Source organism: Actinopolyspora sp. BKK2 (assembly GCF_011291845.1).
Lineage (GTDB): Bacteria > Actinomycetota > Actinomycetes > Mycobacteriales > Pseudonocardiaceae > Actinopolyspora > Actinopolyspora saharensis.
The window spans coordinates 402,059-416,564 of the sequence record NZ_JAANTE010000002.1 but is presented as its reverse complement, the minus strand read 5'-3'; the positions used below and the strand labels follow the sequence as shown (position 1 = coordinate 416,564).

Below are 14,506 nucleotides of genomic sequence, written 5' to 3'. Positions count from 1 at the left end.
CACTGGAGTCCTGCCGGAGGAAATCTGACCCAGAAACAACTGGCGGCGTTCCGGAACACGAGTCAGTCGACGATCTCGCGGGTGCTGCGTCGGATCGAGCCCGTCCTGGCCGAGATCGTGGACGAGATACACGCCCCGCTTGAGGAGTTCCACGGACGAGTCACCCTCGTCGACGGTGCACTCCTCCCCCACGGGAAACCGTCGTGCCCAGGAGAGACCGCACTCCGGAAAACATCGGCACTACGGCGTGCGCCTGTACGTCATCACCGACGTCCACGGGCAACTTCTTGCCTGTTCGGAGGTGATGAGTATCCGAGTCGAAGGTGAAGATGGGCATCGTGGTGGTCGCCCAGCGCGGTGCTGTCAGCGTTCGGCAGCAACAGCTCGACCCCGAGTACGGGTACTGGTTCGGGCAGTAACGCTCCCGCGGGAAGCAACCGCACCCCGCAGCACCACCCCCTCGAACAAGAAAAACCGGGCCGTCCCCCGCGGGGGACGGCCCGGTCTCATCCGGAACTAGAGCCGAGGAAAGGCCTCAGGCGCTCGCCTCGGTCATGTTGCGGGTCCGGTTCGCATCGACCGTGATGCCCGGGCCCATCGTGGTGGTGAAGCTGACCTTCTTGAGGTAGCGGCCCTTCGAGGTGGCCGGCTTGGAACGCAGCACCTCGTCCAGCGCGGTGGCGTAGTTCTCCAGCAGCGCCTCGTCGGAGAACGAGGCCTTGCCGATGACGAAGTGCAGGTTGGCCTGCTTGTCCACCCGGAAGCTGATCTTACCGCCCTTGATGTCCTGGACGGCCTTGGTGATGTTGGGCGTCACCGTGCCGGTCTTCGGGTTGGGCATCAGACCACGCGGGCCCAGCACCCGAGCGATCTTGCCGACCTTGGCCATCTGGTCCGGGGTGGCCACAGCCGCGTCGAAATCGAGCCAGCCGCCCTGGATACGCTCGATCAAATCGTCGGAGCCGACGGCGTCGGCCCCGGCGGCCTCCGCCTCGGCCGCCTTCTCACCGGAGGTGAACACGACGACGCGGGCGGTTTTGCCTGTACCGTGCGGCAGGTTCACGGTCCCGCGGACCATCTGATCCGCCTTGCGCGGATCCACACCAAGCCGCAGGGCCACCTCGACGGTGGGGTCCATGCTGGTGGTCTTGGCGGTCTTCTTGGCCAGCTCGACAGCTTCCTTCGGGGAGTAAACCCGGTTGCGGTCGACCAGCTCCGCTATCTGCTTGTATGCCTTGCTGCGCTTTGCCATGTCTGTTCCTGTTCAACGGATCAGTTGTGGTGTCAGGGCCGCGCCCCGGCCCTCCCACACTCGGTGGAGGTAACACCCGTCCACGATCGCGGAGAAACCGTCGATCGCGCGGTGCGGGGACTTCAGTCCTGGATGCGGAGACCCATCGAGCGGGCGGTTCCCGCGATGATCTTCTCCGCCTCGTCCATCGAGTTGGAGTTCAGGTCGACCCACTTGGTCTGGGCGATCTCGCGGACCTGCTCGGTGGTCACCGAACCGACCTTGGTCTTGTGCGGCTCACCACTGCCCTTCTGGACACTGGCTGCCTTCATCAGCAGCTTCGCTGCCGGCGGCGTCTTGAGCTTGAAGTCGAAGGACCGGTCCTCGAACACCGAGATCTCGACCGGCACGACGTCGCCACGCTGGTGCTCCGTGGCGGCGTTGTAGGCCTTGCAGAACTCCATGATGTTGACGCCGTGCTGACCCAGCGCCGGACCGACCGGCGGCGCGGGGTTGGCCTGACCAGCGGAGATCTGCAGCTTGACGATAGCTGCAAGTCGCTTCTTCTTGGGCGGCATTTCGTTCTTCCTGTCTTCGTTACCTGTCGTCCGCGCCGGACACGTCACCGCGCCCGACAACGGTCACGGGCGGCTCGAGGCCCGAACCGCCCGCCGAAGATCCGCGACGAGTCCCTGCCGACCGCCGCGGCCACCGCGTTCCCCGCGGGGAACGGGTTAGATCTTGGAGACCTGGTCGAAGGACAACTCGACCGGTGTCTCGCGGCCGAAGATCGAGACGAGAACCTTGAGCTTCTGCGCCTCGCCGTTGACCTCGCTGATGGTGGCGGGCAGCGTCGCGAACGGACCGTCCATCACGGTCACCGACTCGCCCACCGAGAACTCCACCTCGACGGCCTTGCCCGACTCCTGCTTGGAAGAGGCGGCGGACTTCTTCTCCTCCGCCTGCTTCGCCTCCCGCTCGGCCTGCGGAGCGAGGAACTTCAGCACCTCCTCGATGCTGAGCGGCGAAGGCTTGGAGGTGGCCCCGACGAAACCCGTGACGCCCGGCGTGTTGCGCACCGCCGACCACGAGGCGTCGTTGAGCTCCATCCGCACGAGGACATAGCTCGGAAGCACTTTGCGCTGAACGAACTTGCGCTGGTTGTTCTTGATCTCGGTGACCTCTTCGGTGGGCACCTCGACCTGGAAGATGTAGTCCTCGACGTCCAGCGTCTGCGCGCGGTGCTCGAGGTTGTTCTTCACCTTGTTCTCGTAGCCGGCGTAGGAGTGCACGACGTACCACTCACCCGGTGCGCGCTTGAGCATGGCACGCAGCTCTTCCACCGGGTCGCTCTCGGCTTCCTCCGCGCTCTCCTCGGAAGCCGACGCACTGTCCTCTGCCTCGTCGGTGACCGCGTCGCTGTCCTGATCGCCCGCAGCGGACCGCTCGGGCTGCTCGGACGCCTCCGAACCCGCCGCGGGCTCCTCCGCGGACTCCTCGGTCCGGGTGTCCTGCTCTTCGGACAGGCCGGTCAAATCCTGGCCGTCGTAGGAGGTCACAGTGGGTCTCGCTTCCTCTCGTGCGTTGCGTGCCCGGTGGATGGCATCCGCCACCGCACGTTCGTGCGGGCGCCTTAGCTGCCCATGGTCGAGCCTCACTCGCCGAACAGTCGGAGCACGCCCTGCGCGAAGAGCAGATCCAGTCCGGCGATGAACGCGACCATGATGCTGACGAACACCAGCACCACCGCAGTATAAGTCAATAGCTGCCTACGCGTCGGCCAGATGACCTTGCGAAGCTCTGCGACCACCTCACGGAGGAAGCGACCGATCTTCCGGAACAGCGAAACCCGTTCCTTCCGGCCGTCCCGGGAGGGAGTCGGCTTGCCCTTCGGAGCGGTCGAGTCCTTCGAATCGGCTCCACTCGCCTCTTTACGAGCGCTCGAACGCCTTGAGGCTCGGCGCCCGCGGCGCGCGGCGGCACTGCTCGGGCGAGACTCCTGCTCGCGATCCTCACCCGAATCCTGCTCGCGGTCCTCGCTCACGCCCCCTCCTAGCTGGCGCTCGTCGGACGCGTGAGCCTGGCTGTGGAGGCCACCGAGCGGGTGCGCGGCGCTACCGTCCACATCCTGCTAGCTCACCGTCTACATCGACGCAGGGGTGACAGGACTCGAACCCGCAACCTGCGGTTTTGGAGACCGCTGCTCTGCCCATTGAGCTACACCCCTTCGTGACCGGATCACCGACCACTCGGCGGTACACCCTACCGACCCGATCTGCCCACCGAAAGAGCGGGGGGCAAAGAGCCGCCGGGTGTCCCGGTTGAGTAAGTGTACTTCACCGGTGAAGTCGATTTCCAACCGCACCCCCACAAGCCCGTTATCGGTGGGCACGGGTCATCGAGACCGCGAGTTCGTCTGAGACGATGCCCACATGGGCGCACCCGAGACATCAACAGCCTCCACCGAAACGCGCGTCTCCGCACGCGTCGACGCGATCGCCGAGTCGGCCACCCTGGCCGTGGACGCCAAGGCCAAGGCACTCAAGGCCGAGGGGCGTCCGGTGATCGGGTTCGGCGCGGGCGAACCGGACTTCGCCACCCCGGAGCCGATCGTGCGCGCGGCCCAGGAAGCCTGCGCCGACACGCGCAACCACCGCTACAGCCCCGCGGCGGGACTCCCCGAGCTGCGCGAGGCGATCGCCACCAAGACCGCCAGGGACTCCGACCACGTCGTCCAGCCGAGCCAGGTGCTGGTCACCAACGGCGGGAAGCAAGCCGTTTACCAGACCTTCGCCACGCTGCTCGATCCCGGCGACGAAGTGCTGCTGCCCGCGCCGTACTGGACCACCTACCCCGAGGCGATCTCCCTCGCCGGCGGGTCCGCCGTCGAGATCCCCACCGACGAGTCGACCGGCTACCTGGTCACCCTGGAACAGCTCGAGGCGGCCCGCACCCCGCGCACCAAGGTGCTGCTGTTCAACTCCCCCTCCAACCCGACCGGGGCGGTGTATCCCCCCGAGCGCATCGCGGAGATCGGCCGCTGGGCGGTCGAGCACGGCATCTGGGTGGTCACCGACGAGATCTACGAGCACCTCGTCTACGGCGACGCCAGGCACGTCTCCATGCCGGTGGTCGTGCCCGAGCTCGCCGAGCGCTGCGTGGTGCTCAACGGCGTCGCCAAGACCTACGCCATGACCGGGTGGCGGATCGGCTGGATGATCGGCCCGAACGACGTGATCAAGGCGGCCACGAACCTGCAGTCGCACCTGAGCTCCAACGTGGCCAACATCTCCCAACGAGCCGCCCTCGAAGCGGTCAGCGGCTCCCTGGACGCGGTTGCCGAGATGCGCGCCGCCTTCGACCGGCGCAGGCGCACGATCGTGGAACACCTCTCGGCCATCCCCGGGGTCAACTGCCCCGAGCCGCAGGGCGCCTTCTACGTCTACCCCTCGGTCAAGGAGCTGCTCGGCAAGGAGATCCGCGGAACCCGCCCGCGGACCAGCGCCGAGCTCGCCGAGGTCGTCCTCGAGCACGCCGAGGTGGCCGTGGTCCCGGGTGAGGCCTTCGGCACACCGGGCTACTTCCGCATGTCCTACGCCCTCGGGGACGAGGACCTCGCCGAAGGTGTTCGGAGGATGAGCGAGCTTCTCTCCGAAGCAGAGTAGGAGAGTGCACGGGTCGGCCTGAGTAGGTGGTTGCTTGGCGGAACCTCTCGCGGGCTCTCGCTCCGGGGAGGCCCGACATCGGGTAGCGACCTACACAACGTCGGGCCTTCCTCGCGAGAGCACCACGAGAGAACCCGCGGCGGTGCCGACTGCTCGGGCTCACAGCGCTCGCGTTGGCGTGGGCCCCCTTGAGTGGGAGTGCCTATCCGGGTGCTCTGCGCACTTCAGATGGAAGGCTCCGTTCCACGCAAGTGCTTCAGCCTGACCAGGAGGAGAAGATCCGGTGCGTGAGTCGGATGCATTGCACGGCCGGGCCGCTCGCCGCGTAGGTCGCTACTCAAGAGCGGCCCAACACAGCAAGGCGCCGACTCACGTGCCGGCTACCCAACCACCCAAGCAAAAGGCACCGCCGAAAGAGCTCAAGAAAGGTGCACCAGGGCGTAGGCACCCCCGAGCACTCCCTGACCGGCGCACTTGGCGGTGAGGTTGAGCTTGGCCGTGCCCTCCTCCTCGTCCACGGAGGCGACCTTCCCGGAGAGGTCCACCCGCGCGCCGTGCTCGTCGTCGGGCACCACGACCGGGCGGGTGAACCGGACTCCGTGCTCGATGATCCGCCCCGGATCACCCAACCAGTCGGTGACCAGTCGAGTGGCGAGCGCCATGGTGAGCATGCCGTGGGCGATCACGTCCGGCAGCCCCACCTCCTGCGCGAAGGCCCCGCTGTAGTGGATCGGGTTGAAGTCCCCCGAAGCCCCCGCGTAGCGCACCAGATCACCCCTGGTGACCGAAATGCTCAGCTCCGGCAGCTGGTCACCCTTGCTCACCTGCGACGATGTCGACATCACGCCTGTTCTCCCTCCTCGGCGGTCCCCCTGGCCACCAGGGTGGACGTGGCCGTGCAGACGGGCTCTCCCTCCACGGTGCCGATCTCGGCACGCACCGTGAGGAAGTCATTGCCCGCGCGGGCCTTGATGTCGTCCACGTGCACGACGGTGACCAGCACGTCCCCGGCGTGGATCGGCCGGTGGTGCCGGAAGGCCTGGTGCCCGTGCACCACCCGGCTGTAGTCCAGACCGAGCTGCTCGTCGCCCACGACCACGTCCTGGGCGGTCATGGCCAATCGCATCGCGAACGTCGGCGGAGCAATCACGTCCGGGTACCCCGCGGACTTGGCCGATTCGGCGTCGCGGTACAGCGAAGAATCGTCCTTGACCGCGTCCGCGAACTCGCGGATCTTCTCCCTGGCGACCTCGTACGGACTGCTTGGCGGATACTCACGTCCGATGAAACCTTCGTCGAGCGGCACGCCGGGTAGAATATCGCAACACAAGAAAGGACCCGCCCCGGCCGTGGCCGGAGCGGGTCCTCTCGGGAAAGCTTGTCTTCAGTTCCGCCCGGAGTCCCCCGTGAAGGCCTCCGGAGCGGTTGCCCGCCGAACAGGTCTCAGCGGGTCTCCTTGTGCGCGCGGTGCGCGTTGCAACGCGGGCAGTGCTTCTTCAACGACATCCGGTCCGGGTCGTTGCGCCTGTTCTTCTTGGTGATGTAGTTGCGCTCCTTGCACTCTTCACACGCAAGAGTGATCTTGGGGCGAACATCGGTGGGCGTCTTAGCCACGGGAGACCTCTCTTCTCGTGTCTGGAACCGGGCAATCGCGTTGTCCGGCGCGCTGTCCGGTTCACTCCACGTGGATGCCGCCCCGGGCCGGGCGACATCGCAGCCGCAGGAGTAGCGGTGGCCGGATTCGAACCGGCGACACAACGATTATGAGCCGTTTGCTCTGCCCCTGAGCTACACCGCCTCGCGGACATTCCGCGCGGGTACACAGCGTACCCCTCACAAGACAGCCGCAGCACTCAGCATACCGAGTGCCGCGGCTTGCCCTGCAGAGCCCCAATACGGACTCGAACCGTAGACCTTCGCCTTACCATGGCGACGCTCTGCCGACTGAGCTATTGGGGCGTGCCCTTGCGGAGCGACTACTACTCTACACAACATCCACGCACCGCTTTCAACGGGGGCCCCATCGCGCGTATTCCCAGCTCATCGGGCTCAGCAGCGGGATCCGGCACGCCGAGGGCGCCGCGCCCCCGCGCAGCCCCCGGCAAGCAACCGCCGGGGACGGGCGAGCTCCCGAACGGGAGACACCGCTTCAGTTCACCCGGAGGACCGTCTCCCCGGAGGGGGCACCGCACTCCCCCGGAGCCACCTTGCTCGTGCGCGCCCACAACCACGCCTCGAACCGTTCCTCGGAGAGGGGACGCGAGATCAGGTAGCCCTGCGCGGTGTCGCAGTTCATCCCCACGAGCTGGTCCCGCGCGGCGTCGTCCTCGACCCCCTCGGCCACCACGCTCAGCTCCAGGGAATGCCCGAGCTCGACGATCGAGCGCACCACGGCCATATCGCTGAGGTCGGTTCCCATGCCGAGCACGAAGCTCTTGTCGATCTTGACCTCGTCTATGGGCAGCTGCCGCAGGTAGGCCAGCGAGGAGTACCCGGTGCCGAAGTCGTCCACCGCGAGCACGACCCCGAGCGCGCGGAGCCTGCGCAGCACCGGCAGCGAACGGTCCGGATCGGCCATGACGCTCGACTCGGTGAGTTCGAAGGTCAGCAGCCCCGGCGGGACCTCGTGGCGGTCGAAGGCCTCGCTCACGCGATCGGGGAAGGTCTCGTCCGCCAGATTCCGAACCGAGAGGTTCACCGCGACCGAGAGGCGCAGCCCGCGGTCCAGCCAGTTCCTGATGCGGCCGAGCGCGCGCTCCAGCACGAAGGAGGTGAGGGCATCCACCAGCCCGGTGGCCTCCACCACGGGGACGAACTCGTCCGGGGACAGCCGCCCGTACTCCGGATGGGACCAGCGAACCAGCGCCTCGGAACCGACCACGTTCCTGCTCGGCAACGCGACCTTGGGCTGGTAGTGCACCTCTATCTGCCCGCACTCCAGCGCCTGCCGGAACTGGGTCACCAGCTGGAAGCGCCGCAGGAATATCTGGCCCATGCTCGGGACGTAGCCGCGCACCCCGTCCTCGCCGCTGCGGGCCGCCCGGACGGCCACGTCGGCGCGCTGCAGCAGCACGTCCACGTCGCCCGCCGAGTCCTCCTCGGCGGGAACCGAGGAGACGTAGCCGACCACGGCCGTCGCCTCCACGACCAGCCTGTCCAACGGGTAGGGCTCGGCGATGACCTCGCGCAGGGCCGTGGCGATCTCCGCGGCCTGCTCCTCCGTGTGCCCGTGCAGCAGCACCGCGAACGAGTTGGCCTCCAGCCGCGCGACGGGCACGTGCGAGCCGAGGTACTCGCGCATCCTCCTGCCCGCAGCGACGATCATCCGGTCGCCCCAGGCGTAGCCGAGGGCCTCGCTGACCGTGGTGAGCAGCTCGAGGTCCACGCGCAGCACCACTGCGGCGTCCTCGTGCAGCGCCTCCGCGGTCATCTCCCTGAAGCCGGTCCTGTTGAGCAGCCCCGTCAGCGGATCGTGGTAGGCGTCGTGCCGCAGCCTGGCCAGCAACCTGCGGTTGTCCATCGCGGTGGCCAGGTGGCTGGCCAGGGTGTGCAGCAACCGGACGTCCGCCCGTCCGAAACCGCGCCAGCGACTCACCCTGTCGTGCACCTCGATGGCCCCGAGCAGCTGATTCGTCCCGCGCAGCGGGACAACCAGGGCCTCGTGGGCTCCCCTGACGCGCAGCGAGCGGCGGATCTCCTCCGGTGCGTCGATCAACCGGAACGAGCGCACGTGGGTGCCGGGGAGCTGCAGCAGCGGGCACTCCCGCAGCAGCGCGGCTCCGTCCTCGGTCATCTCCCCCGGTTGCGCGGTCCCGGAGACCAGGGTGCGCACCTCGCCGCGCGGATCCAGTGAGATCCGCAGCACCACGCGAGTGGCGTTCAGCTGCTCGCGGATGCGCTCGGCCACGGGTTCCCACTCCTCGACCGAGACCTGCTCCCCGATGGCGCTGACGGCCGGAGCGTCCGAATCGGACAGCGCACGGGCCGCGTGCTGGCCGGAGCGGGCCACGCGCAGGCTCACGTCGCTGAGCGCCTCCAGGTCCCGTTGTTCCCGCAGCAGCCCGGAGTAGGCCCGGTACAGCGCGAGCACCCCGACCGCGAGCACGGTGACCAGCGTCCACCCCCAGCGGGTGTTGGTCGCGAGCTCGTAGCCGACGAGGCCGATCGAGGTGTTGAGCAGCCCAACCACGAAAGTGCGCCCGCCGAGCAGCAGTCCGGCCGAGACCCGCATCCCGTTGCCCAGGGCGTGCAGGGCGGCCACCGCGCAACCGCAACTGATCAGCGAGGAGCTGACCGCGCCCACGCCGGCGCAGAACCACAGGGGCACGGTCGAGCCGAGCAGATCGTTGCACCCCGCGGCCACCAGGAAGGGAACGGCGATCTCCCAGCACAGCACGCCGGCGTTGTAGGAGACGTGGGTGGCGGCCCGCTTGCCGACCTGGGCCGCGAGCCCCGCCACGAGGTTGGCCGCCAGCACCACCTCGAAGGGCGCCGTCAGCAACCCCAGCAGCAGCGGGATCTCGGTGAACGAGATCGTCCACCCCACCCGCTTGGCGTCCACGTCGATCGTGAGCTGCTCGACCAGCAGGAAGCCTGCGGCCAGCAACGGTCCGATGACCAGCAGGTCCGGGTCGTAGTGGAAGGGCAGCGCCCACGCCGCGGCCGCGGCGACGAGGACTCCGGTGAACAGCACGGCCAGTGAGAAGCCGTTGAAGATGCGGCGGCGCCGCGGGGAGACTTCCGAGCGCACCGGAGGACGCGGGACCTCGGTGTCCACCGTCGCTCCCGAAGAGCGGTGATGCTCGATCATCCACGCTCCTCCCACCAAGCGACCCGACGAGTCGCGCTACTCAGCGTCGATCGTGACGCACGATCGCCCTGGTTGACCAGCTTCGGATTGGTGCCATCGTGGACGACACTCCGGACAGATTACTAGAGGCGGCCACTCGCCGTGTTCATCGAATTCTTCCGCTCTCCCCGCCACAGGTGGCCGGTCGGCGCAACCTCCCGGCCGCTCTCACCGCGAGCGCCTCGTCACCGGACAGGTGTCCCGAGCCCACCAATCACTCGTCCGGACGAACGTCGGGCGAGCACCGTCACCCGAAACCGACCACGGGAAAAGGTTTTCGCACGGGTGCACCACGGAACCGAAACAGGAACGGGTAACGCGGAGCAACCACCGGCCACTGTGAACATTGCCGCAACAACCCGACGGGGCGAGCACGGTACGTGTCGCGTGAGCACCCAGCGTGTCGAACGGTCAGTGCGGGATCCGGAACTCCTCGAGGAAGTCACGCACCGAGCGGTCCAGTTCGGCCAGCCCCGCCTCCTCGCTCGGCAGGTGGCCGGAGCGCACCAGCGAAACAGCTCTCCTCGGGGCGGCCAGCCGCTCGAAGAAGCGCTCCGAATAGGTCCCCGGGGTCCAGCGGTCCTCCTCGGGACGCACCAGCAGCACCGGCGGGCCGGTGAACCGCTCGGGATCGACAGCGGGGCGCAGCCGCAGGTAGGAGCGGAACAGCTCCAGCGGGATCCTGCGCGCACCCCCCAACTCGTCGGAGGCGAAGGCGGCGGCGAAGCGCGCGTGGTTGGAGACCGCGGTGACGTCGAGCAACCACCGCAGCGGGACTTCGTGCAGCGGAGGCAGGAGCGGCACCCCGGCGAACACCTCGGACAGCAGCCCGGCCCCCGGATTCGCGGCCAAACCGTCCCGCACTCCCGCCAACCCCGGGTCTGCCAGCCCGGTGACCAGCAGAGCAGCGATGCGGTCGGGAACGCGGGCGGCGACCTGGTAGGCCAGCCAACCACCCGTGCCCACCCCGAACAGGACGACCGGCCTGCGGTCACGGGCCCGCTCGGCGGCCAGCAGGTCGATCACGAAGTCCACCCACTGCCGATAACCGACCGCGAACCCGGCCGAGCTCAACCCGTGCCCGGGAAGATCCGGCGCCAGGTACTCCAGGTCGGCCAGCGCGGGCAACCTGGAGTAGGAAGCCAGCATCCTTCCGTAACCGCCGATACCGTGCAGCACCAGGAGCTTGCAGGGCGCGCCGTCCCTACGGACGACGTCCAGGTGCACGGCGGTCCCCCGCCAGGACCACCACCGCTCCTCCGGGGCGTCGCCCGGGAGCACCTGCAGAGCCCCCGGGAAGAACTCCTGGTAACGCGTCCAGTACGAACGCCGCTCGTAGCTGGGCGCGGCCTCGGGGCCGCGAACGGGGAATGTTGGCCGCGAACCGGAAGACACATTACGAACATACGGAGCGAATCGCCACATGCGCATCGACCGACAGCAGGCAACGGGGCTGCTCGAACGGGCCCGCGTCGCACGGTTGGCCACGGTGGGCCACGGCGCCCAACCCCACCAGGTCCCGGTGACCTTCGCCGTGGCCCGCGGGGGCGAGCGCATCGTCACCGCGGTGGATCACAAGCCCAAGACCACCACCTCGCTGCGCAGGCTGCGCAACATCGAGCAGAACCCCCTGGTGTCGGTGCTGGTCGACCACTACGAGGAGGACTGGGGAGCGCTGTGGTGGGTGCGCGCGGACGGGGCCGCGGAGGTGGTCGCCGCCGAACAGCACCCGGAGCTCGTGCGGGCGCTGGCCGACAAGTACGAGCAGTACGCCGAGCACCCGCCGCGGGCGAGCCTGATCGTGATCGAGGTGCGGCGGGTCACCGGCTGGTCGGCCGGTGAGTGACCCGGCAGCGAAGAACCACCCCGAACGGGAGAGCGCCCCGCGCTCGACCGGCCTGGGGGTCACCGGGAGCGCGGGGCGCGCCATCGACACTACGGACGGGGTGGATCCGCTGTCGAGTCCTCGGGAGCATGCCGACGCTCACTTTTCCGATTCCGAGCCGCTCGCCCGCGGACGCAGTCGGATCGGCCGTTCCGCGGGGTCGTCTCCCACGCCCTCGCCCGCGTGCCTGTCGTCCTCCTTGGCGACGGCGACCCACTCGGCCCGCTCCAGCCGGTACTTGCTGCCCGCGTCGAACAGGCCGTCCACCCCGGTCACCGCGTCCCCCCTGCTCTCGGAGCGACGCGTGCGGGTCTCCCTGCGGGCTTGTCTGCGTCTGGCGCGCTCGACACGATCGATGCTCACCGCACCATTCTAGGTAGCCGACCGCCCCGCGGACCACGAATCGGAATCATCGGGCGCACCCCGGGGAATCCAGTGAGAAACGTCACCGCAGCCGCGCGCTCGTCCGGTGATCCCGCGCCGACTTCGTAGGGTTTCGGTGTGCAGCAGGATCCCCATCAGGTGCGGGTGTCGACCGACCGGCTTTCCCCGTTGGAACGGGCGCTGGACGTGGTCGACCAGCACGCCGAGCTCAACCACCGCTACCGCAAGCTCATCCACGACTCGCGGGAGATGCTCGCGGCCTCCGACGTCCGGCTGACGCAGGCGCGGGGCATGGCCAAGAAGCTCATGGTGCTCGTGCGCGCGGCGGGCGAGGGTTTCCGCGACACGCTCTCGCCCGAGCAGCGCGCGGAGCTGGAGGCCGGGCTGACGCAGGCCGACGACCTCGTCTACGGCGACACCTCGGAGCGCGACGCCGCGGAGCGGTGAGCTCCCCGGCGAAGCCGCCCGGAGTCCGGGAAGTTCCTCCGGACCGGACGTCGAGGCGGCGACGAGCACGCTGTCGAGCAGGCGGGCGGGCTCGCCGGGCCGTGACGGCTCGGCGCGGACGGCGCCGGGCACCACCGGCGCCTCCCGCGCCGAGGAGCTCCCGCGGAACGGATCCACCCGACCGGTCGGGGATCGTTCGAGGGGCGGGTGCCCCGGACGCGGTGATCCAGCTCATCGTTCGGAACCACCGGGCCCGTTCCTCACCCGGCCGGGGCGCCCGCGACCGGATCAGCGGAGGATCCCGCTGGAGCGAGCACCCCGACGACCGAGGCGGAAGAGCTCCGTCAGGCGCTGCGACCCGAGGCCACCCACTTGCTCATCGCGTACTCGACCAGCGAGATCAGCGCCTCCTTCGTCGATGCCTGATCCCGCGCGTCGCAGCTGAGCAGCGGGACGTCGGAGCCGACCGCGAGCGCCTCGCGCACCTCCTCGAGGTTGTGCTGCAGCCTTCCGTCGAAGCAGTTCACCCCGATGACGTACGGCGTTCCCCGGTCCTCGAAGAAATCGATCGCGGAGAAGCAGTCGGCCAACCTGCGGGTGTCCACCAGCACGACGGCTCCGATCGCACCACGTACCAGGTCGTCCCACATGAACCAGAAACGCTGCTGCCCCGGAGTTCCGAACAGGTAGAGGATCAAGTCCTCGTCCAGCGACAACCGGCCGAAGTCCATCGCCACCGTGGTGGAGTTCTTGCCCGGTGTGGCAGCCAGATCGTCGATTCCCTGGCTGGCCTCCGTCATGACCGCTTCCGTGGTGAGCGGGACGATCTCGGAAACCGAGCCGACGAAGGTCGTCTTACCCACCCCGAATCCACCCGCGACCACGATCTTGGCCGAGCTCGTGGACGATTTTCCGGTCTGCTGGGGCGCCTTAAAGCCGGCGGAGTCCACTCAACACCCTTTCCATCAACATCATGTGCGGTTCACTGCCGCTGTCGGTCACGGTCTGATGGACGTCGACCAGCCCCTGTTCGGCCATGTCCGCCAACAGAACCTTGGCCACACCGAATGGCACACCGAGCAGCGCCCCGACCTCGGCTACCGACCGGGGATGGCCGCACAGTTGCACCACTGATTGGTACTCCTGCCGCAACGGCGCACCCGGACGGTAGTTCGCGCCGGTGGAAACCAGAGTCTCCAGTTCGAGTTCCACATTGGTCTTGGTCCTGCCCCCCGTCCAGGCATACGAGCGAATGCTGGCCGCGGGAGTGTCCCCCGGGTCGACGCCCCCCGCATCAACCTCTTCCCGAGGCTGGGACGAGGAGGGTTCCGGGGCAGGACGCTCAGGGGGCCGCTGGGGCTCCTGCTGCGAACTATCCGACTTCCGCTCCTCGTCCGAGCGGCGCTTCTTCCGACCGCGCTTGCTGCCGAAACTCAGTCCACTGTAGACGTCCGCGAAAGTCGCCTCGTCGAAGTCCTGCCCGTCGTCCCGCCCGTACCGTCGCCCGGCTTCGTCCTCGGGACGTTCACCGTAGCCGGAATTCCTGCTCATGGTGGCCTCACACCAGTTGCTCTGACACGGAATTACCCGCACCCTGCAAATGCGAACGCAATTCGGGCGTGAGGATCCGACCGACGCGTTCGACCAGCATCGCCATCTCGTAGGCGATCAAACCCATATCACACTGCGGTGCCGCCAACACCGTCAAGCAGGAACCGTCACTTATGGACATCTGCAGCATCATGCCGCGGTCCATCTCGACGATGGTCTCCTTGACCTGCCCCGCTTCGAAGCAACGAGCGGCCCCCTGGGTGAGGCTTAACAGACCCGAAGCCACCGCCGCGAGCTGTTCGGCCCTGTCCTGCGGCAGCTTGGCCGAAGACGTCAGCAGCAGCCCGTCCGCCGACACGACGACCGCGTGCGCGACTCCGCTGACACGTTCGGTGAAGTCGGTGATCAACCAATTGAACTGGTCGATCTTCGCCTGCTGGGTTGACATCGCGCCTCCTTCGATAGATCCGGCAGTGAGCGAGCGGGCGTAACTC

General features: G+C 68.1%; 16 protein-coding genes and 3 tRNA genes. 3 read left to right on the top strand and 16 right to left on the bottom strand.

Annotated elements, in window-relative coordinates; genetic code table 11:
* Positions 1–535: 535 nt before the first annotated feature.
* From rplA to G9Q41_RS05750, 5 genes are all read right to left on the bottom strand, one after another.
* Positions 536–1,252 (bottom strand): 50S ribosomal protein L1, encoded by a 717-nt coding sequence (rplA, locus tag G9Q41_RS05770; protein WP_092525904.1) that lies wholly within the window; start codon positions 1,250–1,252, stop codon positions 536–538.
* A gap of 122 nt (positions 1,253–1,374) precedes the next feature.
* Positions 1,375–1,809, bottom strand: coding sequence for a 50S ribosomal protein L11 (gene rplK, locus G9Q41_RS05765; protein ID WP_092525902.1), 435 nt, complete (start codon positions 1,807–1,809; stop codon positions 1,375–1,377).
* A 156-nt stretch (positions 1,810–1,965) separates the two neighbouring features.
* On the bottom strand, positions 1,966–2,790 hold the full coding sequence (nusG, locus tag G9Q41_RS05760) for a transcription termination/antitermination protein NusG (RefSeq protein ID WP_092525900.1): 825 nt from the start codon (positions 2,788–2,790) through the stop codon (positions 1,966–1,968).
* A gap of 95 nt (positions 2,791–2,885) precedes the next feature.
* Positions 2,886–3,275, bottom strand: coding sequence for a preprotein translocase subunit SecE (gene secE / locus G9Q41_RS22615; protein WP_165631875.1), 390 nt, complete (start codon positions 3,273–3,275; stop codon positions 2,886–2,888).
* A gap of 110 nt (positions 3,276–3,385) precedes the next feature.
* Positions 3,386–3,458: transfer RNA gene (locus G9Q41_RS05750), tRNA-Trp, on the bottom strand.
* Between the two features lie 205 nt (positions 3,459–3,663).
* Here G9Q41_RS05750 and G9Q41_RS05745 point away from each other — a divergent pair.
* Positions 3,664–4,896 carry a pyridoxal phosphate-dependent aminotransferase gene (locus G9Q41_RS05745; RefSeq protein ID WP_165631876.1) on the top strand — a complete coding sequence of 411 codons (1,233 nt, stop codon included), beginning with the start codon at positions 3,664–3,666 and terminating at the stop codon, positions 4,894–4,896.
* A 419-nt stretch (positions 4,897–5,315) separates the two neighbouring features.
* Here G9Q41_RS05745 and G9Q41_RS05740 read toward each other — a convergent pair whose 3' ends face one another.
* The 7 genes from G9Q41_RS05740 to G9Q41_RS05710 all read right to left on the bottom strand — a co-directional run bounded on the left by G9Q41_RS05740 (position 5,316) and on the right by G9Q41_RS05710 (position 11,140).
* Entirely contained in the window at positions 5,316–5,738 is a 423-nt protein-coding gene (locus G9Q41_RS05740; protein ID WP_165631877.1) for a MaoC family dehydratase, read from the bottom strand.
* Complete coding sequence (locus tag G9Q41_RS05735; RefSeq protein ID WP_092525841.1) at positions 5,738–6,202, bottom strand: MaoC family dehydratase N-terminal domain-containing protein; 465 nt, start codon at positions 6,200–6,202, stop codon at positions 5,738–5,740. The genes G9Q41_RS05740 and G9Q41_RS05735 overlap by 1 nt, the downstream gene beginning before the upstream one ends.
* Before the next feature lie 137 nt (positions 6,203–6,339).
* Positions 6,340–6,510 carry a 50S ribosomal protein L33 gene (rpmG, locus tag G9Q41_RS05730; protein WP_083921655.1) on the bottom strand — a complete coding sequence of 57 codons (171 nt, stop codon included), beginning with the start codon at positions 6,508–6,510 and terminating at the stop codon, positions 6,340–6,342.
* A 112-nt stretch (positions 6,511–6,622) separates the two neighbouring features.
* Positions 6,623–6,694 (bottom strand) — tRNA-Met (locus G9Q41_RS05725).
* Positions 6,695–6,782: 88 nt separating this feature from the next.
* Positions 6,783–6,855 (bottom strand) — tRNA-Thr (locus tag G9Q41_RS05720).
* Positions 6,856–7,045: 190 nt separating this feature from the next.
* Entirely contained in the window at positions 7,046–9,706 is a 2,661-nt protein-coding gene (locus G9Q41_RS05715; protein ID WP_165631878.1) for an EAL domain-containing protein, read from the bottom strand.
* A gap of 450 nt (positions 9,707–10,156) precedes the next feature.
* The gene (locus tag G9Q41_RS05710; RefSeq protein WP_347567461.1) at positions 10,157–11,140 is read right to left on the bottom strand and encodes an alpha/beta hydrolase; all 984 of its coding nucleotides are present in this window, start codon (positions 11,138–11,140) and stop codon (positions 10,157–10,159) included.
* 28 nt (positions 11,141–11,168) lie between these two features.
* On the opposite strand from G9Q41_RS05710, the gene G9Q41_RS05705 reads away from it, so the two are divergent.
* Positions 11,169–11,591 (top strand): TIGR03668 family PPOX class F420-dependent oxidoreductase, encoded by a 423-nt coding sequence (locus G9Q41_RS05705; RefSeq protein WP_165631879.1) that lies wholly within the window; start codon positions 11,169–11,171, stop codon positions 11,589–11,591.
* A 138-nt stretch (positions 11,592–11,729) separates the two neighbouring features.
* Here G9Q41_RS05705 and G9Q41_RS05700 read toward each other — a convergent pair whose 3' ends face one another.
* The gene (locus G9Q41_RS05700) at positions 11,730–11,993 is read right to left on the bottom strand and encodes a hypothetical protein (protein WP_175455146.1); all 264 of its coding nucleotides are present in this window, start codon (positions 11,991–11,993) and stop codon (positions 11,730–11,732) included.
* 138 nt (positions 11,994–12,131) lie between these two features.
* Here G9Q41_RS05700 and G9Q41_RS05695 point away from each other — a divergent pair, with 138 nt between their 5' ends.
* Positions 12,132–12,461 (top strand): hypothetical protein, encoded by a 330-nt coding sequence (locus tag G9Q41_RS05695; RefSeq protein WP_165631880.1) that lies wholly within the window; start codon positions 12,132–12,134, stop codon positions 12,459–12,461.
* 344 nt (positions 12,462–12,805) lie between these two features.
* Here G9Q41_RS05695 and G9Q41_RS05690 read toward each other — a convergent pair whose 3' ends face one another.
* From G9Q41_RS05690 to G9Q41_RS05680, 3 genes are read right to left on the bottom strand one after another with little or no spacing between them, the layout of a single operon-like run.
* Positions 12,806–13,411 carry an ATP/GTP-binding protein gene (locus G9Q41_RS05690; protein ID WP_092525831.1) on the bottom strand — a complete coding sequence of 202 codons (606 nt, stop codon included), beginning with the start codon at positions 13,409–13,411 and terminating at the stop codon, positions 12,806–12,808.
* A complete protein-coding gene (locus G9Q41_RS05685) occupies positions 13,392–14,012 on the bottom strand; it encodes a DUF742 domain-containing protein (RefSeq protein ID WP_175455145.1) in 621 nt (206 codons plus the stop codon). The genes G9Q41_RS05690 and G9Q41_RS05685 overlap by 20 nt, the downstream gene beginning before the upstream one ends.
* Positions 14,013–14,019: 7 nt before the next feature.
* Positions 14,020–14,460 carry a roadblock/LC7 domain-containing protein gene (locus tag G9Q41_RS05680; protein ID WP_017976863.1) on the bottom strand — a complete coding sequence of 147 codons (441 nt, stop codon included), beginning with the start codon at positions 14,458–14,460 and terminating at the stop codon, positions 14,020–14,022.
* Positions 14,461–14,506 lie beyond the last annotated feature (46 nt).